We start from the raw sequence: 23955 nt of genomic DNA, 5'->3' as shown, positions 1-23955 counted from the left end.
TTGCGAACTCCCTCATAATAGAATAACTATCCTCTTATTATTTTTTTCTTGACTTAGAGTTCACTCTAATCATTATAATCAACTCATAGTTCATTCACAATAAAATCAATTGGATAAAACTCAGGAGGGATCGGAAAAGCTAAAATCAAAAGTGGCTGACATTATTGCAGACCTGGATATTGTCATTCGAACCTTTGATTTATCTGTTACTACAATTGTACATTAAGGTACTATTTAAATAAAAACCAACGATTTCCTGTGCGTTAAGAAGTCAGTGATTCTTATTATTTTTGCCTTATTTTACTTTCTCTTAATAGTCGTAAATCTTCTATAATTTATTTAGTACATATAAAGTGAAACTTTAATCAGTGGGGGTTTTGTCCATCCCCCACTGATTATTAGTTGAACCAATCGGGCTTTTAGGGGCAGTAAGACCCCCACCTAACTTCTTCGCTTTCGGTGAATTTTGAGGTGGGGGTCTTACTGCCCGTTAATGCGGGATAAAAGAGACGGAACCTTAAAATCAGCAAATTAGAAAATAAAACAGGATGGGAGTCAATTATTATGGATCAATCAAATAAAGCATTTAGCCAAGCATTAGTAAAATCGTTAAGAGGAGAACGAGGACATCTTCCCATCAAAAATGCTTTGTCGGATATAGACATGGCGCTTGCGGGAAAACGCAGAGAGGAACTGCCTTATTCTATTTATCAATTAGTAAAACACATGACCTACTGGCAAGATTTTCTCTTATTATCCGCCCAGGGGAAGAAGCCTGCATTACCTGCCCATGTAAAAGAGAGCTGGCCTGAAGAAGAAGGGCCTGCCGGTGAGGAAGAGTGGCAACAGATTATTCAGTATTTTCTTCAAGGGATTGAACAGGCATGTACGATTGCCCAAACTGTTCAATTGGACAAAACATTGGAGGAATGGCCTGGTGAAACCACTGGCGGTGTTCTACGCAATATTGCATCTCACAACTCCTACCATTTAGGAGAAATTGTGCTGATTCGCAGATTATTTAGTGCTTGGCCACCGCCAACAGGTGGATATCCGTTCTAAACAAAGAAAGGGTTCCACCCCATACCCATTAACTTAAGATTTTGAATTACCCCCAAAACGAAATTTTTACCACTTTACAGTTATTTATGAGAATTAAATACATTTTTTTACTTGATGGAGATAGGGTAGAAAAATATACATTTCATCTCCTAAAAAAATAAAAAAAGATTGCTCATATCCTAAGAGGCAATCTTTTTTTATTTTTAAGCTGTTTGTAATGACAAATTACAAACAGCTTATTATTTAGCGTTATTTCTGTTTTCTTTCAGTAAAATTGTTTTGACTTGGTGCCATCTTTTTTGTTCCATATCTTAGTATATGAAATTATATTGACGATTCGTCAAATATCACCATGATTAAAATGAGGCTACCTTTTCTTCCGCCACTTCTACAATTTCTAACATTTGTAGCAAACTCTCCACTTCATAAGTCGGCTTAACACCAGTCGTGTTCTCTTTCAAACTCGGATTATACCAACACGTATCAATGCCGTAATCTTCTCCGCCCTTCATATCAGAAGTTAGCGAATCTCCAACCATTAGTACGCTTGATTGATCAGTAATACCAAACTTCTCAAATGCATAATCAAAAATCTCACGTGCCGGCTTTTGATGGCCGACTTCTTCTGAAATAATAATATGATCAAAGAAATTACATAAAGGCGAATTTCCAATTCTAGATTGTTGCACCTTCGTATATCCATTCGTAATAATACCTAACTTGCAATCTTGAAGATTCTCACATAATCGCACTGCACCTTCTATAAGATGTACTTCTTTTCCTAAGTTTTCAAGATATGCATCACTAAATTGCTGCGCATCTACTTCTATATTATGAAGGGCAAATAATTGTCTAAATCGATCTACCGCTAATTCACTTAACGTAACCATTTTATTTTCTAAATCTCTCCACAATCCATTACTAATCTTTTTATAACTTGCAAGATAATCATTATACCCTGTAGGCATACCGAACTGTACAAACGCATTATGTAATGCGTTTCTCTCCGTTTCAGGAAAATCTAATAATGTGTCATCTACGTCGAATAATATAACTTTGTATTTCATTTTTCTCTCCTCAATTATTACGTTATTTATAACTTGTAGTTTCTCATTAATTGTCTCTTAAGTCGAACTTTTTGTTTTTACTGTACAGAAATTTTACACTTGCTTAAGACACACGAGTCATGTTATTCAAAAATAATTAATTGTGAAAATACTATAAATTTGAGATAATTTGGATAATGGATACTATAGAAAGGGGCGGGAAAATATAGTAAATTCATGGAAAAGACCAAAAATAAATATCCCAAAAACAAAAAGTGAATGGATTGGAGATATTATTGGATATTCATTGTTCTTTGGGTCAATCATTTTTTTGATCATCATTTGGGGAGAATTACCCGAGGAAGTACCTGCACATTATAACGCATATGGGGTTGTAGATCGCTGGGGATCAAAGTGGGAACTTCTGCAGCTACCAGGAGTAGGAGCATTCATACTCCTATTAATACAGACTTTAGAAAAGTTTCCAGAAGTTCATAACTATCCACAAAGACTTGATGAATCGAATGCTGAGCAGTTTTATTTAAATAGTAGAAAAATGCTTAATCAATTAAAAAATATCTGTTTACTTATTTTTGCTTTTATCCAATTTGAAACAATTTCAATAGCTTTAGAGTGGAGTGGCGGTTTTGGAAAATTATTTTTACCGATATTATTAATCGGAACAGCTATTCCAATTGTCATAGGAATAATAAGGCAACGAAAAATTTCATAATATGGACAACGTAATCCGGTTATCAATTACTTTATGGAACAAAATTATAGCAACAATAAGAAAAGGAGGCTAATCCAATCAGCCTCCCTCCCCACTATTTCTCCTCGAGCAATAACACTTTCATTTCCTCTAACGACTCTTCCGTAAAGCCAAGAGCCTTTTCAGCATACTCTTCAACTGATCCGTATTGCTTTTGGATTTCATCAATCGCAGCTTGTAAATACTCGGCGCGTGCTTCAAACATTGCACCTAATATTGCTCTACTTTCATCGTTTTGTAATTTTGCACCTAAAAAGGCCATCATTTTTTCGTTTAATTTTTCACGGAAGCCGTTACTTAGTAAGTAGTCTTCCATTACTGTTTTTTCCGGTACACCTAGTAACAGTAATAATAACGCTGAGCCAAATCCAGTACGATCTTTTCCAGCTGTACAGTGGTTTACTAACGGTAAGTTTTCCGGATTTTGCGCGAGTTTTAAAAAGCTAACGAAAGCCTCGTTGCCATCGACGAAATCTTGATTCATGTTCACAAGATATTCGCCTGGTTTCCCTAACATAGATAAGTCACCCACTTGGAAAAACTCATTTATATTTAAGTCTTTCGCCAACTCTTGCATAACTGGTAAGCACACTTGACGAGCGCCTGTAATACTTGGGTTTGGCTTATGCTTTACTTCAAAGTCTGTGCGATAGTCACAAATTAACTTTAGTCCAGACTTTTGTAAATACTCGATATCCCATTCTGTTAGTCCTGCTAGTTCTTCAGAGCGGTACAATTTGCCCCATTTTACTTTACGGCCTTCAAGTGTTTCATATCCTCCCATATCACGGAAGTTAAAAGCTCCTTGTAATGGTAATCTGCGCTCCGCTACTGTAACTGCTTGTCCATTACTTCCTACTAATCTAAAATATGGACGCTCATTTTCACTTATGTTTTCAATTGTATATGATGATTCTCCATTTACCGTTGCAAGTAATTCTCCATTCTCTTCAATATGATCTGGTGAAGTACTCCAATAAATGCGAACTTCTTCTATATTATTTTCCCACTTTATATGTAACGTATCATCTGCATTTCGTTCTACAGTTGCTTGTAGCCAATGTCTTTGCTGCTCCATTCTTTCACCAACGCTTTCCTCGTATAGTATAGTTTAATCCTTCTTTATTGTATTATAGAAAAGCATGCTTTGTCGTTTCGATTCTTCTATTTATCTTACAAACATGTGAAAAGTTCTTTTACTTGTTCATAACTTGTACACGGATTCCCTCGAAATACGTATGCGATTTGTTCATTACCTAGGCTTTCATATACAACTGTTCCGCGATTAGGGTGCGAATAAAACTCTAACCCGTTTATAATCTGTTTCACGCCATAATTCATTGTCCATGAAGAAACAGGATAATACGCTTTGTTTTTATGCCGACAAACCCAAAGCGCATATAGTTTATTATCTTCGTCCCAATATACATACTGCATTTCGTCATTTCCGAAACCGACCGATTCAAGTTTCCAGCTTAACTTTTCATGAAGTGGTAATTTCGAATATGATACGTCATCTGGAGAATTCCACTCTCTGCATCTTCCTATCTCACCACTTCCACCTTTTTTCACTTGAAAGCTTAATAAGTGAACTGGTGTATGTAGTATCGTTTTCACAAACTCCATATTTACCGGTTGTAACCCAAATAGAAATCTTTCCATTTCATCTTGGTTTACATATCCATGGTCAATAGAAATTTCAATTTGTGTTTTCCATCTAGATGTAACATAACTTTCTTTTCCCTTATAATTTACACCTTTCCAATACACAAGCCTTTTATATTGAAAACAATCTCCTTTTGCTTGAGAAATACAGCTATCCGGAAATACTGGTTCCATAATATCGAGAAAAAACTCTTTTACCCGAAACATACTAGTTGGCGTAACAACTTGAAACCAAAAAGTTTCCCACTTTTCACCTTCATAACGTTCTGAAACTTTTTCAACTTTCCAGCCTTCTAACAATACCTCTGGATACAATAAAACAAATGAATGCATGGATTGCTTTAACATATATAGTCCCCTCCCGCTATACGAGTTCGAGAGTATACATCATTCATCCTCCTAAAACTTTCTCACATATCTCTCAGTTGAACTCAGCAGCTGACATCCGTTCTTTTCAAAAACATCCTTCATCCACTCATTTTGCACATTTGCTTCACCAATATAATAAGATGCGCCTATTTCTTTTAAAACGAACATCGCCCCTGTAAAGAATGCTGCTTCGTACCCTTTATTTCGCATATTTGGAGTGACTGCGAAATACATAAGTTTCCCTTCTTCTAACGTACCTCTTTCAATGTGCGGGATTACAATTCCTATTTGCTTTTCACCTACACCCGCTGTTAAACAATGTTCTTTCCATTGCCCACCAATTTCTTGTTCCATCATAATTACAAATTGATCCGAAGCGACTTGTTCTCCCGTTACTTCCTTCCAAAGGGAATAAAAAGCATCTTCTCCCACTTCTTCAATAAGCTTAAAATCAATTTCACTTTCCACATCTTCTACTTCGTATATATCCTTATATACAATGATGTTTTCCGTAACATATTCAATTGAATACGTTTCGAAACATTTCTTATACACATCATAATTTGGGCTTTTTGAAGAAATCTCAATATGTATTTCTATTCCATCTTTCTCCGCCTCAGCAACGCAATACTGCAGCATCTCTTCCAATTGCTCTTCTGTAAAAACCTCTGCATTATTTTCTTTTATCATTATTAAAGAAGCACTTCTTCTTATTTTAAAATGTTTTTCTAACAGTTCTATAGTCGTCATATTCAGCCCTCATCTATGTCATACTCGAATTTCTACTCGTTCTCTTTGCATGTGCAGGATTGTCCTTGAATATATAGAATACTAGAAAAGATCGCATCTTTAAAGTGCGAAGGAGGTTCTCCATTGGATATTACAGCGCTGCAACAACAGTTAGAGCTTATACAACAAAATGACTATACGCAACTGCAACATATAGATATAAATGAGTTAACTTTAAACATGCTTCAATATATCGGAACGACTGACAGTTATGTTCGTTACCAACTTATATATAAATGTTTTGCTCATTTTATTCATCATGAATTCCTTATGGACGATCAGCTGAAATTACTTTTACATACTTGTTTAAGTGATGAGTATTTATATTGTGACATTCACTCCCCACAAACAGATGGGGTTTTCACACGTTCTTACACTGTTTCGTTAATTGCATTAATACTCCAATTCGCTAACTCGCACTACTTTTTTACAGAGGAGGATATCGAGGAAATAAAAAACAAACTCATTACATATACAAACTTGGAAATGGATTTTCGAGGCTATATTGAAAATAAAGGATGGGCTCATTGTATCGCCCACGTATCTGATGCCATTACTGAAATTGTTCACAATTCTTATACGACCTTTCAGTGGTATGAAGAATTAATTCATTGTTTATTAAATAAAATTTTCATTCCGTCTGATCTTTTTCATAATAACGAAGATGAACGTATCGTTACTCCATTACTAGCAATGCTGTATCATGACTTCCCGCAAGATACTTTAATTTCAATTATTCATAAAAAAATAAAAAGGCTTCCTCAAATTAGAAAACGCCTTTCACTTAATGAGTATTGTATTTTATGTGCGAACATTAAAATCTTTTTACGCACATTATTTTTTAGAACAAAAGATGATCATAACTTAGCCTTTACAGCACGTAAAACAGAAAGAATGTTAAAAGAACTTCCTAACTATTATTAAATACAAGGAGCAATGACATGGGTTATATTGAAGATATGAGAAATCTAGTAGGAAATCATCCACTTATTCTAATAGGATCACACGCCATTATATTAAATGAAAACGATGAAGTATTACTGCAGCTCCGGACAGATTTTAACCGCTGGGGCATTATTGGCGGTGCCTTAGAATATAACGAAACGTTAGAAGATGCTTTAAAACGAGAAGTATTTGAAGAAACTGGGCTTATCATTGAAAAGCCAGAACTGTTCCGCACATACTCAGGACCAGATTTCTTTCAAATCTATCCAAATGGCGATCAAGTACACGGTGTACTCGCTGTTTATATTTGCCGAGAGTTCCAAGGTGAGCTTGTATGTGATCAAACTGAGTCAAAAGAATTACGCTTTTTCCCACTTGATGAATTGCCTAGTACTCTTCATCCAGTTATTAAGCGTATTATTAAGGAGTTTCAGCACTCCAATTAACAAACGTTACATAATTTTATATAGAAATAAAACAACCTCATTTCCCGTCATGATAACGCGAAATGAGGTTGTTACCGTTCACCATAAATCCCTATTTCCCCCAAAACGATATTAACGTTCTCTTTCTACAACTTTATATCCCTTTACAAAAAGTATAGTTATATAGGAAACAAGAAATGCAAAAATAGTATACATGCCAACCCAAAAGAAAAATGATGGATCATGCAATGTAACATTTAACGTAAGAAAAATAAAAAATGTGACCATTGGCATCACGTAAAGTGTACCTATTCTATATGTCACAGCTATTGAAAAAATACAAATAAGCAATGGATATATACAGAAAATCAAAATTGACTCACTCACCGTTATGTCCCCCTTTCTAAAGAAATAATAGATTTCTCATACACATTTTGGGGAACAACAAAGTTTTATACTTTTATCAATTAGTAATAAAATGTTAGATTGTTATCTCAATTTGATTTCCTTCAGGGTCACTTACTACACTTTCATAGTAACCATCTCCTGTAGTGCGTGGACCATTTAACACAGGGTATCCTGCTTCTCTTAATATATTCGTTAATTCGTTCACCTTTTCTTTACTACCTACAGAAAAAGCAATATGTGCATATCCTATTGTTTGTGTTTGTATTGCATCATCTATCCCTACCTGCTTCATAAGTTCTAGACGCGCACCACCTTCAAAAGTTATGAAATAAGATTCAAACTTCTTTTTCGGATTGTGATATAAGCTATTTTCTTCACCATCGAAGTATTGTTTATAAAAATCACGCATTCTTTCTAAATCATTCACCCAAATTGCTACATGTTCAATTTTCATAATCGACACCTTTTCTTTTATGTTATTCAACTGGCAATTGGATGCTTCATTGCCAGTACATTTAACTTTCTTTGTTTGTTTTCGTAATCATGAGATCAAGTCCAAGGCTTTTTAATCCATATAAATAATCTTCTTTCCAATCACTCACTGTTATTTTCGGAATATGCTCTGCTGGAATGTACTGCGGACAATTTTTTATAATTTGATCTATTACAAATTGGTTCACTTCATCATCGCAGAAAATAAAAGCATGAGGGTTAATAATAGCTATAAATGTAGCTATTAAACGGGTCATAGCATCTATATTATATTCCTCTGGATTATCGGATTTTTTCACTTCGTCCCCACTTCTCAAAGCTTGCAAGAAATTTTTATTATCATACTGCGGAACGAAAGATATCTCTCCTGAGAAAAAGGTACTTCCTCGTACGACATCTCCATTTACCATAATCCCGGCACCTGGACCGTTTTGACCTGCATACAAATATACAAGAGATGAATTGTCATTACTTCCTGAGTTTTTATGATAGCCGAGCACTGCAGCATTCATATCGTTTTCTATTACTACAGGTATAGAAAACCGTTCTTCCAAGTGATTTTTCAAATTAAAATTTTGAAACTTTTCATATCCAGGAATGTAGAAAATACGCCCATTATCGACTGCACCAGGCACACCAATTGATATTGAACTTATTTTCGGAAATGTAGCTATTAGACTTTCTATATGTTCTGTTAATAGACTTAGGCCCGTATCCATTAATACACTTGACGTACTGCCTTGTTCTTTCACTTCCCCTAAACAGTTAAAAATTGTATAGTTCGTCTCATTTTTTTCTAAAAATATCGCTACTCCTAACATATATTCCGGATTATATGCATATCGTTTTGCTCTTCTTCCGCCACTTGAATCATCTAAACCGACTAAAGTGACTTCACCGTCTTGTTTCATTTTTTCTATAAATTTGCTTATCGTTGGAAAACTAATTTCTAATGTATTACTAAGTTCAACTTTCGTTGCACTACCTCGCTCTAGAAGAGCTGTACGAATGCCGCGAAGGATCGTCTCTTTAATCGATTTTTGAGTAACAAATTGTTCACTCAAATCGCTCACCACCTTAATCAACATACTTATTAAACACTTTTAATAAGTTGCGTTGACAATATATCATACATCATTTTCTAAAGCAATAGAGATGCTATATTTCCGCTAGCATGTACTCCTTATTTAGCTCGATGTATTCTCTCTCGTAACAGACGATACGATTCCGGACAAGAGAACAAATAATAAAACAGCTAGCAAGGCATTGCGTATTCCGAATGCTTCCCCCAGTATACCTAAAAATGGTGGTCCGACTAAAAAGGCTGTAAAACCGATTATAGAAACTGCAGCAACATTAGAAGTCGCGTTTTCACTATCATCTCCAGCGGCTGAAAGACCAATCGGGAAACCTAGCGCCGCACCAGTCCCCCACAGCACGACACCAAATGCTAGAAAATACGAGTTACTCCCAAATATGACGATTGAAATTCCTATAATCGCCATCATAATCGTAGCACGTACGACAGCCACACGACCGAACCGATCAAGGAAATAACTGCTACACATACGAGCTAACGTCATTGCCGATACAAAAATAGTGTACATAATAGAACCTGTCACTACACTTTGTCCATGTCCGTCTACCATTATAATAGGTAGCCAATCATTTGCACTTCCTTCTACAAATGCCATTCCAAGCACAAAAAGACCAATTAAAAGCACCTTTTTTTCCATACGTAAGGACGTATGCTTCGCTCGCTTTTTGTTCGGCGATATCTCCTTCTTTCCTATTCCATGCGGAAGAAAACGATACAACATACATACAAGTAATAAAGACACAAGAGAAACTGCAAAAAATTGATATATAATAGGGATATGGAGCGAGGCAGCAACAGAACCGCTAAGCGCACCTACTAAAGTTCCTATACTAAAAAACCGTGGAATTTCGGAAGAAGTGTCGTTCCTAGTTTCTGCTCAATGGAAGAACCTTCTACATTCAATGAAACTTCCGCCAATCCATATCCTACTCCAAATACTAGTAAGCTACTAAAAGCCCCCATGCTGGAAACAAAATAAATAGTAATACCTAAACATAGTAATCCAACAATCATCAAAAACATACTGCCTATAATAACGTCTCTAGCTCCCTTATAGTCAATGAAATGACTTGCACTTAGTAGACCAATTATTGAGCCGACAGATAGTCCGAACAAAATCCAGCCCATTTCTGCATTTGACACTGCTAAAATATCCCGCGTCGCTGCTGTTCTTGAAATCCATGTAGCAAACGCGACACCTGGCAAAGCAAATAAAAGAAATAGAGCATTTCTAGCGGCAAATAATGTCTTTGTATGATTATCGGTACAATATTTCTTCATATGAAACACCTTTCAAATTGTCTATACGATAATTTACACTCTAATGAAAACACTTTTTATTCTTCTATCGTTTTAATCACTTTAGCTGGGTTACCTCCAACTACTACATTATTAGGTACATCTTTTGTCACAACTGCTCCAGAAGCAATTACAGCATTATCTCCAATTGAAATACCAGGGTTAATAATCGCTCCCCCGCCAACCCAAACGTTGTTACCTATCTTTACAGGTTTTCCATATTCTTTGCCAGAGTTCCGTTCCGCTGCCTGTAACGGATGAGTAGCAGTATAAATGTGAACACCAGGTGCAAACATACAATTATCACCAATTCGAACTTCACAAACGTCCAAAATCACACAATTGAAATTGGAGAAAAAGTTCTTTCCAATATGGATATTGTAACCATAATCACAACGAAAAGTAGGCTTAATATGTGATATTCCGTCAGCTGAAGAACCTAAAAGCTGATTTAATAAAGTAAAACGCAACTCATCTCCTGTTTCCATAGCCTCGTTATAAAGACGCGTTAACCGTTTTGCTTCAATCCTATCAGCTACTAATCCTTCATCATCTGGCATATACATTTCCCCTGCCACCATCTTTTCTTTCTCTGTTTTCATACAATCATCTCCTTCGTTATAGAATGAATTACACTTATTAAACAACTTTAATAAGTGACTTTGATTATACTTATTAAATACATTTAATAAGTACCCCTATATTAGCATACTTTTTCATATATGCAACTTATAAGTTTCGAAAGGAAATGTGAACCCCTTACTTTACGTATCGATATGACGAATAATTTATATAGAAAAAATGAGGGAACGCTCAGCGTCCCCTCTCAAATCCAATCCGCTTTTTAATTTCTGCTAAATTTGCCTTCGCAATAGTACGCGCTCTCTCTGCACCTTTTTCTAACGCTTCATATAATAAATTTGGCTCATTCATATACATAACGTATTTCTCACGGGGTCCTGCTAATTCACGATCTACAACGCGGAATAACTCTTTCTTCACATCTCCCCATCCGATTCCAGTCTCATATTTTTCACGCATGGACTGTATTTCATCCTCTGTCGCGAATTCTTTATATATTGTAAATAACGTTTCTAGTTCTTTCGGTTCATTTGGAAGTGAAGAATCTGTTTTGATTTTAAATATCAATTTTCGCAGTTTTTCTTGCTCAGCAAATAATGGGATCACATTCCCGTAACTTTTACTCATCTTTCTTCCATCAAGCCCTGGTAATATTGCTCCTTCTTCTTGTATGACATACTCTGGAAGCGTAAATGTCGTGCCGAACGTATGATTAAAATACGTCGCAATATCACGAGCAATTTCAATATGCTGAATTTGATCTTTTCCAACCGGTACATGAGTAGCTTGAAATAATAAAATGTCAGCTGCCATTAAAATCGGGTACGTATATAACCCCATATTCACTCCTGCATCGTTCTCTAATCCCGCTTCTTTATTTTGCTCTACCTTCGCTTTATACGCATGAGCACGATTCATAAGACCTTTCGGAGTTAGACAAGCTAATATCCAAGCTAATTCTAGAATCTCCGGCACTTCTGTTTGGCGGTAAAAAATAACATCTTCTCCAAGCCCGAGTGATAGCCAAGTAGCTGCTACCTCTTTCGTATAACTACTGAACTTTTCTGAATCATGCACAGCATTTAACGCATGATAATCCGCTATAAAATACAATGCTTTTCCTTCATTATTCTTTGACATTTGCAATGCAGGTTTAATCGCACCAATATAATTGCCTAAATGTGGATAACCTGTCGGCTTAATTCCTGTTAACATTATTTTTTCACTCACACTAACTCCTCCTTTCTCAAAATAAAAAGAGCCTCTCATCCTTAAAAAGGACGAGAAACTCCCGCGGTACCACCTTAATTAGCTATCATTATAGCTCACTTCAACTTCTTAACGTGAAGTAACCGTCTTTACCTACTCATTTCAGTTAGAAGCTCCGGAGCCCATTCCATATTCATCCCTTACTGATTTCCACCACACATCAGCTCTCTAAAAAGTTCCGAATATGTACTCTTCTCTTTCATTGCTTTTTCGTTATTTTTTACAGTTTATCACATTTCACTTCCAAACAAACCCTAATTTTCTATTTTATATAGCAGGAATTTCCACTTCAATTGTCTAATGTTATATAGGTTTGCAGAAATATTCGAAACAACTTTGGAGGTTTTTTCATGGTAAAATATATATCAATTTTAGGTTCAACAGGATCCATCGGCACATCTGCATTAGATGTCGTTTCAGCTCATCCTGAACATTTTAAAATCGTCGGTTTAACCGCAAATTATAATATCGATCTTCTTGAGCAACAAATCAAAACGTTTCAACCTCGTATTGTAAGCGTTGCGACAAAAGACTTAGCAGACAAGCTTCGTACGCGTATTTCAGCAAATACAAAAATCATACACGGGACTGATGGCTTAATTGCAGTAGCTACTCACCCTGATTCAAATCTTGTATTAAGCTCTGTTGTCGGTGTTTCAGGATTACTCCCAACAATTGAAGCATTAAAAGCGAAGAAAGATATCGCTATCGCTAATAAAGAAACTTTGGTTGCAGCTGGACATATCGTAACTGAACTAGCGAAACAAAACAGATGTCGCTTAATTCCAGTAGATAGTGAGCATTCAGCTATTTTCCAATGTTTAAACGGCGAAAATAATAAAGAGATTGAGAAGTTAATTGTAACAGCTTCCGGTGGTGCTTTTCGTGATAAAACACGTGAAGAAATGCAAACATTACAAGCTAAGGACGCTTTAAAACATCCAAACTGGTTAATGGGTGCAAAACTAACGATTGATTCTGCCACATTAATGAATAAAGGCTTTGAAGTAATGGAAGCGAGATGGCTATTTGATATTCCGTATGAAAAAATTGATGTAATGATTCATAAAGAAAGTATCATTCATTCTTTAGTAGAATTTATTGATGGATCAGTTATGGCACAGCTCGGTGCTCCTGATATGAGAATGCCGATTCAATATGCGTTTCACTATCCTACTCGGCTACCTTCTTCCTATGAAAAATTAAATTTATTAGAAATCGGTAGTTTACATTTTGAAAAACCAGATTTAGAGAAGTTCCCTTGTCTACAATACGCATATGAATGTGGCAAAATCGGTGGTACTACTCCCGCTGTATTAAATGCAGCAAATGAAATTGCGAATGCACTATTCTTAAAAAATAAAATTGCCTTTTTCGATATTGAAAAAACAATTTACAAAACAGTTGAAGCTCATCATAACGTAAAAGATCCTTCACTAGATGCTATATTAGAAGCGGACCAATGGGCGCGCCAATATGCAAATGAATTGTTAATAAAAAAGAGCTAAAACAGTTCCCACTGTTTTAGCTCTTTTTTTCACGTATTCAACTTAACAAATCTATAACCATGCGTAACTAAAACTTTTAATATCGCATACCCTGGAATTGCTAAAATAACCCCCATAATTCCAAATAAATTGCCGGCAGTTAAAATAATAAAAATGATAGTAATTGGGTGAATATCTAGCTTTTTCCCCATAACTTGCGGAGAAATAAATTTCCCTTCTGCTAATTGTACAACCATCATAACGATAATTACTTTTAAAACCATTGCTGGCGAGTCAATAAATGCAATAATTAAAGCTGGTGTAATTGCAATAACTGGCCCTACGTACGGAACGATATTTACAATCATCGCTAAAATAGCAAGTAGTACTGCATATTTAATACCGATAATAAGGTAACCGATTAATAGCATAATACCGATAAATAAGCTAACGATAATTTGGCCTCTAATATACGAGCTAATCGCATAATGCATATCATCTAGTATGTTCTTCGCTGCTGGTCGTCTTTGTTCTGAAATAAACTTCAAAAAGTGATTCGGTAATTGCTCACCATCTTTTAAAAGATAGAACAATATAAACGGAACCATTACAAATGTTAACACAACCTCTGTAACAGTACTCAAAAATCCCGTTACATTCCCAGTTACTGATGATAATGACTTTGTAAAATCAACTGTGTAGTCTTTTACCATGTTTGCCACATCTATATTTAAATTCTCTTGAATTTTACCGAGTACATTACTTTCCCCAAATCTACGTGCCGCACGTTCAATTTCATGACCGAAATATGGTAAGTTACGTATTAACGCATCAATTTGATCTTTAATAATCGGGATTACTGTTACTACTAAAAATACAAATAATCCTAGTACTATTATATATATAGAAGCTATTGATACGATTCTTGAAACACCTTTCTTTTCTAAAAGTGAAACGAATGGATGTAAAATATAAAATAGTACGCCCGCCAATAATACTGGGAAGAAAATTGTTTTTAAAAAGACAATAAACGGGGTAAATACAAAGGAGATTTTTGTTAGCAATAATATGTTAATGAACAATAATGCAAATCCAAGTAACACCGCTAAATAATTTTGTTCTCTAAAAAACTTTTTCAACTTATCTCTTTTTCTTACATTTTCTTTATCCAATGAAACCACCTCTTTGAATGATGAAAAGCCCTTAATCAGGGCTTTTCATCATAATCTATATCTCTATTTCCTTGCAGCTTTCACTACAAATGATACAATAAGAATTAAAACGATTGCTCCTAATAATGCTGGCACGACATGAATCCCACCAAATGATGGCCCAAAAGATCCAAATAATCTACTGCCTACCGAAGCACCTAATAAGCCTGCGATAATATTGCCGAACATACCACCTGGGAAATTTTTACCCGTTATAGAACTAGCAATTGCACCTATAATAGCACCAACTATTAATGTGATAATCCATCCCATTTTTAGCCCTCCATTTCTATTATAGTTGTATGATTCAATACAAAAATATGTATTTATCAATACTAATCATATTTCACTATAGAAATATACCTACTACTATTTTACGTATGGAGATACATATATTATATGCAAAACAGAAAAACATTGTCAAACTTATCCAACAATCAATTATATCGATATAACTATTCTGAAGGAGGATTCATATTTTATGATTCATAAATTACTTTCCCATTCTTATGAAGTAGCAACATCTATTTTACAAGTTCAAATACCAGCTTATACAATTGAAGCGGACTATATAAACAGTACCGCAATCCCTCGTTTATATGATACTGTAAACGATATTCAAAGTTGCGGTGAAACATTCTATGGATATTTTTCTGAAAATAAACTTGTCGGCTTTATTTCTTTTATACACGAAGAAAATCTAATTGATATTCACCGACTCGTTGTATCGCCCGATTTTTTTCAAAAAGGAATCGCAACGAAACTACTACTTTATATTTTTAACATGTTCCCTTCTTCCATGACATATATTGTACAAACAGGAAAAGCAAATACTCCCGCTATCGCATTATATAAAAAACACGGCTTCATTGAAGTAACAAATACAGAATTCCCTGATGGTCTAGTACTTACACAACTTAAAAAAGACAGAAAAAATAAAATAGTTTGACTCATTCGTTTATTTATGTTATTTTTTACCTTATATAACCTTTTGCTGAATCCAAAATTTGGAGCGGGGGAACCATTTTTGTAGCTATGCTACTTGGGGCGAATCTTTTTTAAGTAGGGAAACTCTCACTTCCCGAGTCCGACAGCTAACCTCGTAAGCGTAATGGGAGAGGAAGGTGCTCTTTGCCTATGTTACACATTTTGCCTCCTTAATTATAAATATGGAATCGATACCGAATAGACGACTATATTTATAGAAAAGGAGATATGCATTATGTTACGTTTATCTGATCACGCAATAAAAATGATGGAACAAAGACTTCGACTCGAACAACACCGCACATATCAAGCAAATAAAGTTGTAGATAACTTACATCACAAATACTTCTTTCAGCATATTTTTCAACCGAAAAGATAAAACACTATTTATTTAAAACAAAAAAGGCAAGGTGTGTCTATAAAGACGTTCCTTGTCTTTTTTGTTTCCTATTCTTTTATAATATCCTCACTACATTTAAACTTGCCGTACACAAATATAGACATTTTTATAATCATCAAAGGTTTCAAAAGAAAGCAAATCACCTGAGCCCATATGAATATAGAACTCAGGTTGCTTAGTTGCCCCTTTTAAAGAGGTCACTGTAGTGTCAACCCTCTCCTCTATTTAGCAATAAACCGATTTACTTTAATTACGTTTTTCATTTCAATACGTGGTGTTACGCCCTGAATCCAATCTGGATCAAATCTAAGCCAATCTTCTTCTGAGTTTTTTAACCAATCAAAATCAAAAATATTGGACCATGAAGATATCATTTCTTCTTCAGAATAAACTTCTTCTAATTGGTTATACTCTTCTTCTGTTTGAGTTAATAGCCATTTGTTTAAAACATAATGCCAAGAATCAAAACATGACCAAAGAATATCCTCTTCCGGTATGTCTAATGCAATGATAACACCTTTTTGACCTTTAGGTAGCATCCCTGGTCGGTTCTGATCTGGTCTTTTATGCCAAAGCCATACAGGATAAGTTGAACCATCATAATTAGGAAGCCTTTCCTTCATCTGTCCCATCATCCAAGCATACGAAGATTTAAATTCTGGCCAAACATATTTTTCATTACCCTTATAAAAACCGTCGTCTCGCATTTTCCTATATATATGAAGAGGTTTTACTGTGTATACTATCAAATAAACACTTCCTATCTAACTATTAATCATCTTTTATTATAATATACCCTAAAATAACAACTCATCAAATAAGATGGATTGACTACGCAGCTTTTGCAATTGGCTTCTTCTTAGTACATTACTTTCTCACCTTAATAAACGTCGTTGGCACCATTCTAGCTTATCTACTCTATTTTAACTAAAAAATCCTTTCGATAAATTGTACATAGACCATAAACCAAACATTAATATAATTAATCCAGAAACACGATTTACAATATTGAAAGGAAAGTTTTTTATTCGATTCTTCAATATTCCAGTTACACTACTGAGAGTTAACCACCATAATGTAGAACCTAAAAAAACTCCTAATACTACAGCCAATTCAGTCATAGTATCATCATTTGGATTAGAAATTCCTAACCCAGAAAAAATGGCTAAGAAAGATAAAATGGTTACCGGATTTGTAATGGTTAAAAAAAAGGTAGAAGTATATGCTCCAAAAACAGTATTACCATTGGCTTTAGCTGATGTTTTTAACGGTTTTGAAATAAAAATTTTCAGTCCTAGATATAGTAAAAACACACCACCAATAAAATGAATCCAACCTTGTTGTTCAACTAAAAAATTAGTTACAACTGTTAAACCGAGTCCAGCAATCATTCCATACAGACCATCAGCTGTTGCTGCGCCTAAACCCGAAATAAAACCAATAAATTTTCCGTACTCAAGTGTACGTCTTATGCATAAAACTCCAATAGGTCCGACAGGAGCAGCTATACTAATGCCAATGATTATTCCCTTGATAAACAATTCAAAAACCAACTTAATATCCCTCCGATGTTAAGACTATCCTTTTGTGGATTTAATTATTTTTGTGTTTATAACAGTTCTTATTAGGATTAATATTCAGAATAAAATAATAACACTTTGTTTATAATTAATAAATAAAATTACATATTTTTATTTATTAATTAACGGAGTGGAGCTAACTCACTAATATACAACCTACGTTAAGGTTTATTTGTTATGCCCATCTTTAGTACAATCGTAGAAGTTTAAAAAAACAACTCTCACATATCCCCTTTTAGCACCGTTAACTTAATGGCGATGGGATAGTTTCTATTGTTAGGTTGTTCGCAATGCTGGCGATATCCCATGCTCACCAACCTAAAGAATCAAAATCCCCCTATAACCTTACATGTATAGAACATACATTATTTTTAAAAGTAATGACACTGGTACAAGAGACAACTCCTTTTTTTACATTTAATATACTAAATGCAAAAAAAGGAGCTTGATTATTTATGCCATCAAAAAATAGAAATTGTTTCAATCCTTGTGCATTTCCTTATTCATTATTTCCTTGTGCATTTCCTTGCGCCATTCCAGAGCCGATCCCCCCTGACCCTACCAAATTTGATTATATCGTGATTGGTGCTGGAACTGCTGGAGGGGTAATTGCCAAAGAATTAACGGATGACAAAAGTACTTCTGTACTAGTGCTTGAAGCAGGAACAAATATGACGAATGAGCTAAGTAACCCTAGCGTTATTGCCGCCATTAATACAACCCGTGGTAACAGGTTTAGTTTTAATGTTACTTCTGAACTAGAGCCAACTATTTCACGTACACTTATTGCAACAAATGGTCGCACCATAGGGGGAAGCTCAGAAATTAGTGACATGTACGCCGTACGTGGGAGTAAAGAGTTGTATAACCATTGGGCAAGCCTTATTGGTAATCAATGGAGTTATGATAATATTAGCTCCTTGTTCATAAAAAATGAAACCTATACAGGATCAACACAAGACCCTAGTGAACGGGGAACACAAGGGCCGATTTTTATTAGGCAACAGAGTATCCCCCCTAATGGATTGATCAATACGCTAGTTCAAGCAACAAACACTGTATTGGGAACACCGATTGCTACGGACTATAATACCGGCATAAGGGATTGTACATTTCATCAAACGCAAATTATTCAAAAAGAGGTTAGCCCCGGTGAATTTGTCCGATCCTCAACCGCAACAGGGTATTTAAATGACCATGTTGTCAGCCAAGGAAACCAGTCCAATTCAGATGAATTTGGAGTTGATGGAAGAAAGTTGGTTATTTTAACTAAAACAACCGTTAACAAAATCTTATTTAAGAAAAAAGATGGATTGAACATTGCGGTTGGTGTTGAATTTGTCAAGGATGGCGTTTCACATAGAAAGTTTGCAAGAAAAGGCATTATCGTCTCTGCAGGATTCTTTTCTTCACTCATTCTACAACGTTCAGGAATCGGTAAATCGGATGATTTGGCTAAAGCAGGTATATCAACATTGATAGAGAGTCCACATGTTGGTCACAATCTTCAAATTCAAGGTTATGTTGGATTGGGAGTCGAGATAGATACCCCTCAACTTCTTCCGATATTTTTTGCTGATCCAAACTATCCACTAATCCTAGGTGCTTTCCAAGCAGAGAATCCACTGAATCTACTAGAAAGTCGTCGTCTCCAATTGATAGGGGCTCCTATCCCATTTTTTCTCCCTGCTTCAGATGTAATCAGCAATGGTTGGAGTTTTGATTTAACTTTCCAAACCACTCCAAGTATCATGAGTTTCGGTATTATAGACGTGAATACAAAAAGCAGAGGGACAGTGCTAGTGGAGCATAGCGATCCAGAGGCTTATCCATCCCTTGACTTTCATCCGTTAGAAAATCCCAATGACCTAACGTATATGGTCGATCAATATAAGAGAATTTATAATATTATTGTAGAAGCTAGAGATCCACTGAAATACCCAAATAACGGCATCGGGAAAGTTGTTTATCCTCCCGAGAGTATATTCCAGCTACCTGACAACGATCCTAACAAACAACGTCAGCTTGAGAATTATGTCAAAGCCGCTTACACGAACTTCTCTATAGGCGGGCAGTGTCGGATGGGACAGACGATTCAAGAAGGGGTTGTCGATGGATTCCTTAATGTGTTTGGTACACAAAATCTTAAGGTTGCCGACCTGTCTATTTCGCCTCTTTTACCGGACGGTCAGCCGTCAGCCGCTGCTCAGATGATCGGACTAAATGCGGTACGGTTTATAAAAGAGGATTCCTCCTCATATGTAATGACAGATATGGAACTTGATGATTATGAAAATGAGATTAAAAAAATATAAATTAAATATTTATTAGTCTTATTCTTATTTTTTGATTTAGAGCTAGCATTTTAGCTAGAATGCTAGCTTGCCTTGTGAGGACGAACCCCATCGCTATCAAACTAATAAAAAGAAATATCCTCAAAATGAAAAAATACGTTATTCTTTCTGTAGAATCATAGGAAAGGATGGCGTTTTTTGTATGTCTATTTCTGTATCTGACGAACTACAACTTTTTTCACAGGAGATTCTTTAGAAACTGGAAACGGCAATATTAAATTATTAACACTAACGATTACAACAAAAGATAATCAATTAGAAATTAAGACCGAGGGCATTAATGAAAATAAAGTAACCTTTATTTATGTTGCCAGTAAAAAATAATTATACATATTTTAAAGATTTCTCAGATTATCTGAGAGATCTTCTTATAAAAAAGAGAGGAATCTTTTTCAAAATAGATTCCTCTCTTTTACATTTAAATATAAGATCATAGTGCGCCTTGATTAAACTGAATTTTAAAGCTGCACCATTCCCTTTTCTTACGATGCATGATGATCTTTCTTCTTCAACAACGCTCTCTTCTTCATCGCTTTCGTTAAATATCCACCTTTAAATGAACGAATTTCATACGAAGACATAAACGCTTTCGGTGCAATTTCATTAATAATTTCTAAAAGTTCTTTCTCTCTAGAGCGTTTTGCGACGATATCTAAACGATAACGAATAGAATTAATACCTTCACCTTCAAATACTGTAACGCCAAATCCTGAATGTCGTAATTCATCTACTAATTCATTACAACGGTCTAGTAAACTAACTTGATACGTAATATATCCAATCGCTAATTTATTCTCTATATAACCGCCTAATAATAGTCCCGCACTAAAGCCGATGACATAGGCGACAATGTTCATCCAATTTGATAAATCCTGAAACACAATACCTAAACTGACAATGTAAATAGCACCTTCTAACAATCCTACACCAGCAGCGGATCTTGTTTGATTCTTTACAAGCAAAATCGTACGGATTGTTAATATAGGAACATAAATAATTTGAAGCACAAAAATAAGTAGAGCTTGTAACATTGGTATCCACCTCTTTCCAAAAGTCTTTTGTCATAATAACATACATAAGCTTTAGAAATCGATGGGTTTTTAAATTTTTTTTTATTATTTTTCATACTATTGAAAAACGAAAAAAAGAAGCGTATTATATTTGTCGTTTAGTTATGATTACTTTCTTAAAATCAAAAAAGGAACCTCCATTAGGCCCCTTTATCATAGCTCTATGTTTTTAGAAGCCTTCTCTCTTCGCTTCTCTTCTTCTTTCACTAACTGCATATTTGCATAAGCTAAATTCACAATCATTAAAAAGTGACCACCTAAAATACCTGTACCAAATGCCCACATTTCCATTTCATGCTCAATTTCATACATAATGATAGCCCCTAATATAGCAGCTGCAAACCGGTTTAAAACTCCTAATCCAGGAGCCTTTTCTTTCATTACGATACTTTTCCCAAGTTTCTCCACTCTGCGAGCTAATAACCAAAGGCAATATGCGCTTACAGCTAATCCGATACCAAATCCTGTTACTTGTTTTCCAAACGGAGTAATCGTCCACATAAGTAGTAAACCACTAAAGATCACATACAATTGTAATCGATATACACGTAAGGCTGCTTGAATCAAAATATCCGCTCCTAATCTCGCATTTTTTATATTTCAGAAGAAAAGCAGCAACTTACACAGTTGCCGCTTTCTCTTCTTCTTGTTCTTGTTCCATTTTACGAATTTCAACACGTTTAATTTGGTAAGCGTCTTTTTCTAACACTTTAAATTCATAACCTTCCGCCTCAACGTGTTGTCCTTCTTCAATTTCATGATTTTGCATCATAATCCAGCCACCGATTGTATCCACATCATCTTCTTCAATGTGTAATCCAAATAAATCTGTCACTTCTGAAATAAGTACTTTCCCATCAACAATGATATGTTGCTCGTTCACATGTTGAATTGGTGGTGCTTCATCTTCATCATATTCGTCACGAATTTCGCCGACGATTTCCTCCAATATGTCTTCAAGCGTTACAATTCCAGCTGTTCCTCCGTACTCATCATATAAAACAGCCATCGGAATTCGCTTCTTCTGCATTTGCAGTAATAAATCATGAATCGGAGTCGTTTCCATCACTTCAATAATCGGACGCATATACGTGCGAATCGATGATAAATCTTCTTTATCATTGTTCATATATCGAATAAAGAAATCTTTTACATTGACCATACCGATAATATCATCTTTATCTTCTCCAAAAATCGGATAACGTGTGTATCGTTCATTTTGGATTACTTTCATGTGCTCTTCTACTGAATCTTCAAGATAGAAACCAACGATTTCCGTACGCGGTACCATGATTTCTTTCGCAATACGATTATCAAATTCAAAGATGTTATTTACATACTTGTATTCAGCTTGATTAATTTCTCCACTTTCGTAACTCTCTGAAAGAATAAGACGTAACTCTTCTTCTGAATGAGCTACTTCATGTTCAGAAGCTGGCTTCAAACCGAATAAACCAGTTACTACACGAGCAGAATTATTCAACACCCAAATAAACGGATACATAACTTTATAGAACATCATTAACGGACCCGCAAATAACAATGTCACTTTTTCAGCTTTTTGAATTGCCATCGTTTTCGGAGCTAATTCCCCGACTACAACGTGCAAGTACGTCATCGTCATAAATGCAAGACCAAACGTTAATACTGATGAAATAGAAGGATTTAAATTCAATTTCTCAAATAACGGATGTAATAATTTTTCTATCGTCGGTTCACCTAACCAACCTAGTCCCATCGCTGTAACCGTAATACCTAATTGACAAGCTGATAAATATTCATCTAAATTTGATGTTACTTTTTTCGCTGCTAAAGCACCGCGTTTCCCTTCCGCAACAAGCTGATCAATGCGACTTGAACGCACCTTTACAATCGCAAACTCTGCTGCTACGAAAAATCCAGTAAATGCGATTAAAATCGCAACCATGACTAAATTAAATATTCCCAATGAATCCCCTTAGTTAAAAAACTAAGGTGTCCACCTCCTGTATACTATAATGTTTTCTTATGTGCTCATGAGAAAACATAGCCCGATACAAAAATTAAAGAGGTCGGATTTCACTTTTTCTATAATAATAGAGCAAGTGTCTGTATTAAAGCTGTCGTTTGACCAGATAAAGATTTCGATATTTTTTCACGTTGTGAATCAGTCAACTCATCTAAAAGCGGCTTTAACTCCGTTAACTCTGCTTCTAATCGATGAATATGGTCTGTCACTTCATTCACTTGTTTCGAAACGTGTTCATTGATACCGAGCAGCTTCTTCTTCTCCTCGATTTTCTCTTTAATCTCACAAAGCGGCATATGCATTTCTTTGCACTTCTCAATAAATTGTAATGTCTCAAATGCTGTTTCGTCGTAATAGCGATAATTAGATTGAGATCGCTCCGCTTTTAAGATACCTAGATTCGTATAATAATCAATCGTTCGTTTCGACACGTGAGCCATGAGAGCCAACTGTCCGATTCGATACACCTTCCCAACGATCTTCCCCCCTTGTTTATATTACTATCATCATACAACACACAAACTGTACAGTCAAACGTGATGGTTTATCATTCACATTTTATACAAATCCCCACATTTTCTCTTACATTTATAAACTATGATTTCAACTAAATAATCAGATTATCAAATTAACGAA

At 35.3% G+C, this 23955-nt stretch carries 26 protein-coding genes, 1 pseudogene, 1 riboswitch and 1 other annotated feature; of the genes and pseudogenes, 9 read left to right on the top strand and 18 right to left on the bottom strand.

The annotated features are described in order from the left end of the window. Positions 1-564 precede the first annotated feature (564 nt). Positions 565-1062, top strand: a complete 498-nt coding sequence (locus tag COE49_RS07230) for a DinB family protein (RefSeq protein WP_088229729.1) — start codon at positions 565-567, stop codon at positions 1060-1062. 356 nt (positions 1063-1418) lie between these two features. Here the strand turns inward: COE49_RS07230 and COE49_RS07225 are convergent, their stop codons facing one another. Further along, complete coding sequence (locus tag COE49_RS07225; RefSeq protein WP_098945799.1) at positions 1419-2129, bottom strand: YjjG family noncanonical pyrimidine nucleotidase; 711 nt, start codon at positions 2127-2129, stop codon at positions 1419-1421. A gap of 286 nt (positions 2130-2415) precedes the next feature. Between COE49_RS07225 and COE49_RS07220 the strand changes: the two genes are divergently transcribed. Next, complete coding sequence (locus COE49_RS07220) at positions 2416-2841, top strand: DUF1648 domain-containing protein (RefSeq protein WP_098945826.1); 426 nt, start codon at positions 2416-2418, stop codon at positions 2839-2841. 94 nt (positions 2842-2935) lie between these two features. Here COE49_RS07220 and COE49_RS07215 read toward each other — a convergent pair whose 3' ends face one another. The 3 genes from COE49_RS07215 to COE49_RS07205 form a co-directional block, all read right to left on the bottom strand. Continuing rightward, on the bottom strand, positions 2936-3958 hold the full coding sequence (locus COE49_RS07215) for a tyrosine-protein phosphatase (RefSeq protein WP_088229731.1): 1023 nt from the start codon (positions 3956-3958) through the stop codon (positions 2936-2938). A 95-nt stretch (positions 3959-4053) separates the two neighbouring features. Continuing rightward, positions 4054-4893, bottom strand: a complete 840-nt coding sequence (locus COE49_RS07210; protein WP_098945798.1) for a hypothetical protein — start codon at positions 4891-4893, stop codon at positions 4054-4056. 51 nt (positions 4894-4944) lie between these two features. Further along, on the bottom strand, positions 4945-5664 hold the full coding sequence (locus COE49_RS07205; protein ID WP_098883068.1) for an N-acetyltransferase: 720 nt from the start codon (positions 5662-5664) through the stop codon (positions 4945-4947). Between the two features lie 123 nt (positions 5665-5787). Here COE49_RS07205 and COE49_RS07200 point away from each other — a divergent pair, with 123 nt between their 5' ends. Both COE49_RS07200 and COE49_RS07195 read left to right on the top strand, forming a co-directional pair. Beyond that, positions 5788-6627 (top strand): DUF2785 domain-containing protein, encoded by an 840-nt coding sequence (locus COE49_RS07200; protein ID WP_088229734.1) that lies wholly within the window; start codon positions 5788-5790, stop codon positions 6625-6627. A 17-nt stretch (positions 6628-6644) separates the two neighbouring features. Beyond that, the gene (locus COE49_RS07195) at positions 6645-7094 is read left to right on the top strand and encodes an NUDIX hydrolase (RefSeq protein WP_088229735.1); all 450 of its coding nucleotides are present in this window, start codon (positions 6645-6647) and stop codon (positions 7092-7094) included. Between the two features lie 111 nt (positions 7095-7205). Here COE49_RS07195 and COE49_RS07190 read toward each other — a convergent pair whose 3' ends face one another. The 6 genes and pseudogenes from COE49_RS07190 to COE49_RS07165 all read right to left on the bottom strand — a co-directional run bounded on the left by COE49_RS07190 (position 7206) and on the right by COE49_RS07165 (position 12183). Beyond that, entirely contained in the window at positions 7206-7460 is a 255-nt protein-coding gene (locus COE49_RS07190) for a YbeF family protein (protein ID WP_088229736.1), read from the bottom strand. Between the two features lie 94 nt (positions 7461-7554). Then, complete coding sequence (locus COE49_RS07185) at positions 7555-7935, bottom strand: VOC family protein (RefSeq protein ID WP_088229737.1); 381 nt, start codon at positions 7933-7935, stop codon at positions 7555-7557. A 61-nt stretch (positions 7936-7996) separates the two neighbouring features. Next, a complete protein-coding gene (locus COE49_RS07180) occupies positions 7997-9037 on the bottom strand; it encodes an ROK family transcriptional regulator (protein ID WP_140417286.1) in 1041 nt (346 codons plus the stop codon). Positions 9038-9160: 123 nt separating this feature from the next. Further along, positions 9161-10353: pseudogene (locus COE49_RS07175) on the bottom strand (MFS transporter). Between the two features lie 56 nt (positions 10354-10409). Further along, positions 10410-10973 (bottom strand): maltose acetyltransferase domain-containing protein, encoded by a 564-nt coding sequence (locus COE49_RS07170; protein WP_098356796.1) that lies wholly within the window; start codon positions 10971-10973, stop codon positions 10410-10412. A 211-nt stretch (positions 10974-11184) separates the two neighbouring features. Next, positions 11185-12183, bottom strand: a complete 999-nt coding sequence (locus COE49_RS07165; protein WP_088229740.1) for a tryptophan--tRNA ligase — start codon at positions 12181-12183, stop codon at positions 11185-11187. Between the two features lie 43 nt (positions 12184-12226). After that, positions 12227-12434, bottom strand: a binding site (T-box leader). A gap of 138 nt (positions 12435-12572) precedes the next feature. Here COE49_RS07165 and COE49_RS07160 point away from each other — a divergent pair. After that, positions 12573-13730, top strand: a complete 1158-nt coding sequence (locus COE49_RS07160) for a 1-deoxy-D-xylulose-5-phosphate reductoisomerase (RefSeq protein WP_088229741.1) — start codon at positions 12573-12575, stop codon at positions 13728-13730. 29 nt (positions 13731-13759) lie between these two features. Here the strand turns inward: COE49_RS07160 and COE49_RS07155 are convergent, their stop codons facing one another. Beyond that, positions 13760-14881: an AI-2E family transporter gene (locus COE49_RS07155; protein WP_140417287.1), complete on the bottom strand. Its 1122-nt coding sequence runs from the start codon at positions 14879-14881 to the stop codon at positions 13760-13762. A 63-nt stretch (positions 14882-14944) separates the two neighbouring features. Continuing rightward, positions 14945-15193, bottom strand: coding sequence for a GlsB/YeaQ/YmgE family stress response membrane protein (locus COE49_RS07150; RefSeq protein WP_088229743.1), 249 nt, complete (start codon positions 15191-15193; stop codon positions 14945-14947). 208 nt (positions 15194-15401) lie between these two features. Here COE49_RS07150 and COE49_RS07145 point away from each other — a divergent pair, with 208 nt between their 5' ends. From COE49_RS07145 to COE49_RS28325, 3 genes are all read left to right on the top strand, one after another. Further along, a complete protein-coding gene (locus COE49_RS07145; RefSeq protein ID WP_098945797.1) occupies positions 15402-15869 on the top strand; it encodes a GNAT family N-acetyltransferase in 468 nt (155 codons plus the stop codon). Between the two features lie 33 nt (positions 15870-15902). Then, a riboswitch (cyclic di-AMP (ydaO/yuaA leader) is annotated at positions 15903-16045 on the top strand. 97 nt (positions 16046-16142) lie between these two features. Further along, a complete protein-coding gene (locus COE49_RS27545; RefSeq protein ID WP_000945246.1) occupies positions 16143-16286 on the top strand; it encodes a hypothetical protein in 144 nt (47 codons plus the stop codon). Next, positions 16250-16486, top strand: a complete 237-nt coding sequence (locus COE49_RS28325; protein ID WP_141555242.1) for an IS3 family transposase — start codon at positions 16250-16252, stop codon at positions 16484-16486. The genes COE49_RS27545 and COE49_RS28325 overlap by 37 nt, the downstream gene beginning before the upstream one ends. A gap of 42 nt (positions 16487-16528) precedes the next feature. Here COE49_RS28325 and COE49_RS07135 read toward each other — a convergent pair whose 3' ends face one another. After that, positions 16529-17056, bottom strand: a complete 528-nt coding sequence (locus tag COE49_RS07135) for a DUF3841 domain-containing protein (protein ID WP_098356795.1) — start codon at positions 17054-17056, stop codon at positions 16529-16531. Between the two features lie 174 nt (positions 17057-17230). Next, the gene (locus tag COE49_RS07130; RefSeq protein WP_098356794.1) at positions 17231-17860 is read right to left on the bottom strand and encodes a LysE family translocator; all 630 of its coding nucleotides are present in this window, start codon (positions 17858-17860) and stop codon (positions 17231-17233) included. A 482-nt stretch (positions 17861-18342) separates the two neighbouring features. On the opposite strand from COE49_RS07130, the gene COE49_RS07125 reads away from it, so the two are divergent. Beyond that, positions 18343-20202, top strand: a complete 1860-nt coding sequence (locus tag COE49_RS07125) for a GMC family oxidoreductase (protein ID WP_098945796.1) — start codon at positions 18343-18345, stop codon at positions 20200-20202. A 521-nt stretch (positions 20203-20723) separates the two neighbouring features. On the opposite strand, the gene COE49_RS07115 is transcribed toward COE49_RS07125, so the two are convergent. From COE49_RS07115 to COE49_RS07100, 4 genes are all read right to left on the bottom strand, one after another. Then, positions 20724-21272, bottom strand: coding sequence for a DUF2179 domain-containing protein (locus COE49_RS07115; protein WP_088229749.1), 549 nt, complete (start codon positions 21270-21272; stop codon positions 20724-20726). Between the two features lie 192 nt (positions 21273-21464). Further along, complete coding sequence (locus COE49_RS07110; protein WP_088229750.1) at positions 21465-21878, bottom strand: ATP synthase subunit I; 414 nt, start codon at positions 21876-21878, stop codon at positions 21465-21467. A gap of 52 nt (positions 21879-21930) precedes the next feature. Next, complete coding sequence (locus COE49_RS07105; protein WP_088229751.1) at positions 21931-23259, bottom strand: hemolysin family protein; 1329 nt, start codon at positions 23257-23259, stop codon at positions 21931-21933. A 119-nt stretch (positions 23260-23378) separates the two neighbouring features. After that, on the bottom strand, positions 23379-23786 hold the full coding sequence (locus tag COE49_RS07100; RefSeq protein WP_025149265.1) for a MerR family transcriptional regulator: 408 nt from the start codon (positions 23784-23786) through the stop codon (positions 23379-23381). Positions 23787-23955: the final 169 nt, after the last annotated feature.

The sequence above is a fragment of the Bacillus sp. AFS029637 genome (assembly GCF_002584985.1).
Classification (GTDB): domain Bacteria; phylum Bacillota; class Bacilli; order Bacillales; family Bacillaceae_G; genus Bacillus_A.
This window is presented reverse-complemented; position numbering and strand designations above follow the sequence as displayed.

Excerpts from the sequence above, each read along its gene's own strand:
- COE49_RS07215 (WP_088229731.1), bottom strand. The coding sequence starts at position 3,958 with ATGGAGCAGCAAAGACATTGGCTACAAGCAACTGTAGAACGAAATGCA.
- COE49_RS07145 (WP_098945797.1), top strand. The coding sequence starts at position 15,402 with ATGATTCATAAATTACTTTCCCATTCTTATGAAGTAGCAACATCTATT.
- COE49_RS07205 (WP_098883068.1), bottom strand. The coding sequence starts at position 5,664 with ATGACGACTATAGAACTGTTAGAAAAACATTTTAAAATAAGAAGAAGT.
- COE49_RS27545 (WP_000945246.1), top strand. The coding sequence starts at position 16,143 with ATGTTACGTTTATCTGATCACGCAATAAAAATGATGGAACAAAGACTT.
- COE49_RS07115 (WP_088229749.1), bottom strand. The coding sequence starts at position 21,272 with ATGTTACAAGCTCTACTTATTTTTGTGCTTCAAATTATTTATGTTCCT.
- COE49_RS07160 (WP_088229741.1), top strand. The coding sequence starts at position 12,573 with ATGGTAAAATATATATCAATTTTAGGTTCAACAGGATCCATCGGCACA.
- COE49_RS07230 (WP_088229729.1), top strand. The coding sequence starts at position 565 with ATGGATCAATCAAATAAAGCATTTAGCCAAGCATTAGTAAAATCGTTA.
- COE49_RS07170 (WP_098356796.1), bottom strand. The coding sequence starts at position 10,973 with ATGAAAACAGAGAAAGAAAAGATGGTGGCAGGGGAAATGTATATGCCA.
- COE49_RS07185 (WP_088229737.1), bottom strand. The coding sequence starts at position 7,935 with ATGAAAATTGAACATGTAGCAATTTGGGTGAATGATTTAGAAAGAATG.
- COE49_RS07150 (WP_088229743.1), bottom strand. The coding sequence starts at position 15,193 with ATGGGATGGATTATCACATTAATAGTTGGTGCTATTATAGGTGCAATT.
- COE49_RS07125 (WP_098945796.1), top strand. The coding sequence starts at position 18,343 with ATGCCATCAAAAAATAGAAATTGTTTCAATCCTTGTGCATTTCCTTAT.
- COE49_RS07210 (WP_098945798.1), bottom strand. The coding sequence starts at position 4,893 with ATGTTAAAGCAATCCATGCATTCATTTGTTTTATTGTATCCAGAGGTA.
- COE49_RS07195 (WP_088229735.1), top strand. The coding sequence starts at position 6,645 with ATGGGTTATATTGAAGATATGAGAAATCTAGTAGGAAATCATCCACTT.
- COE49_RS07225 (WP_098945799.1), bottom strand. The coding sequence starts at position 2,129 with ATGAAATACAAAGTTATATTATTCGACGTAGATGACACATTATTAGAT.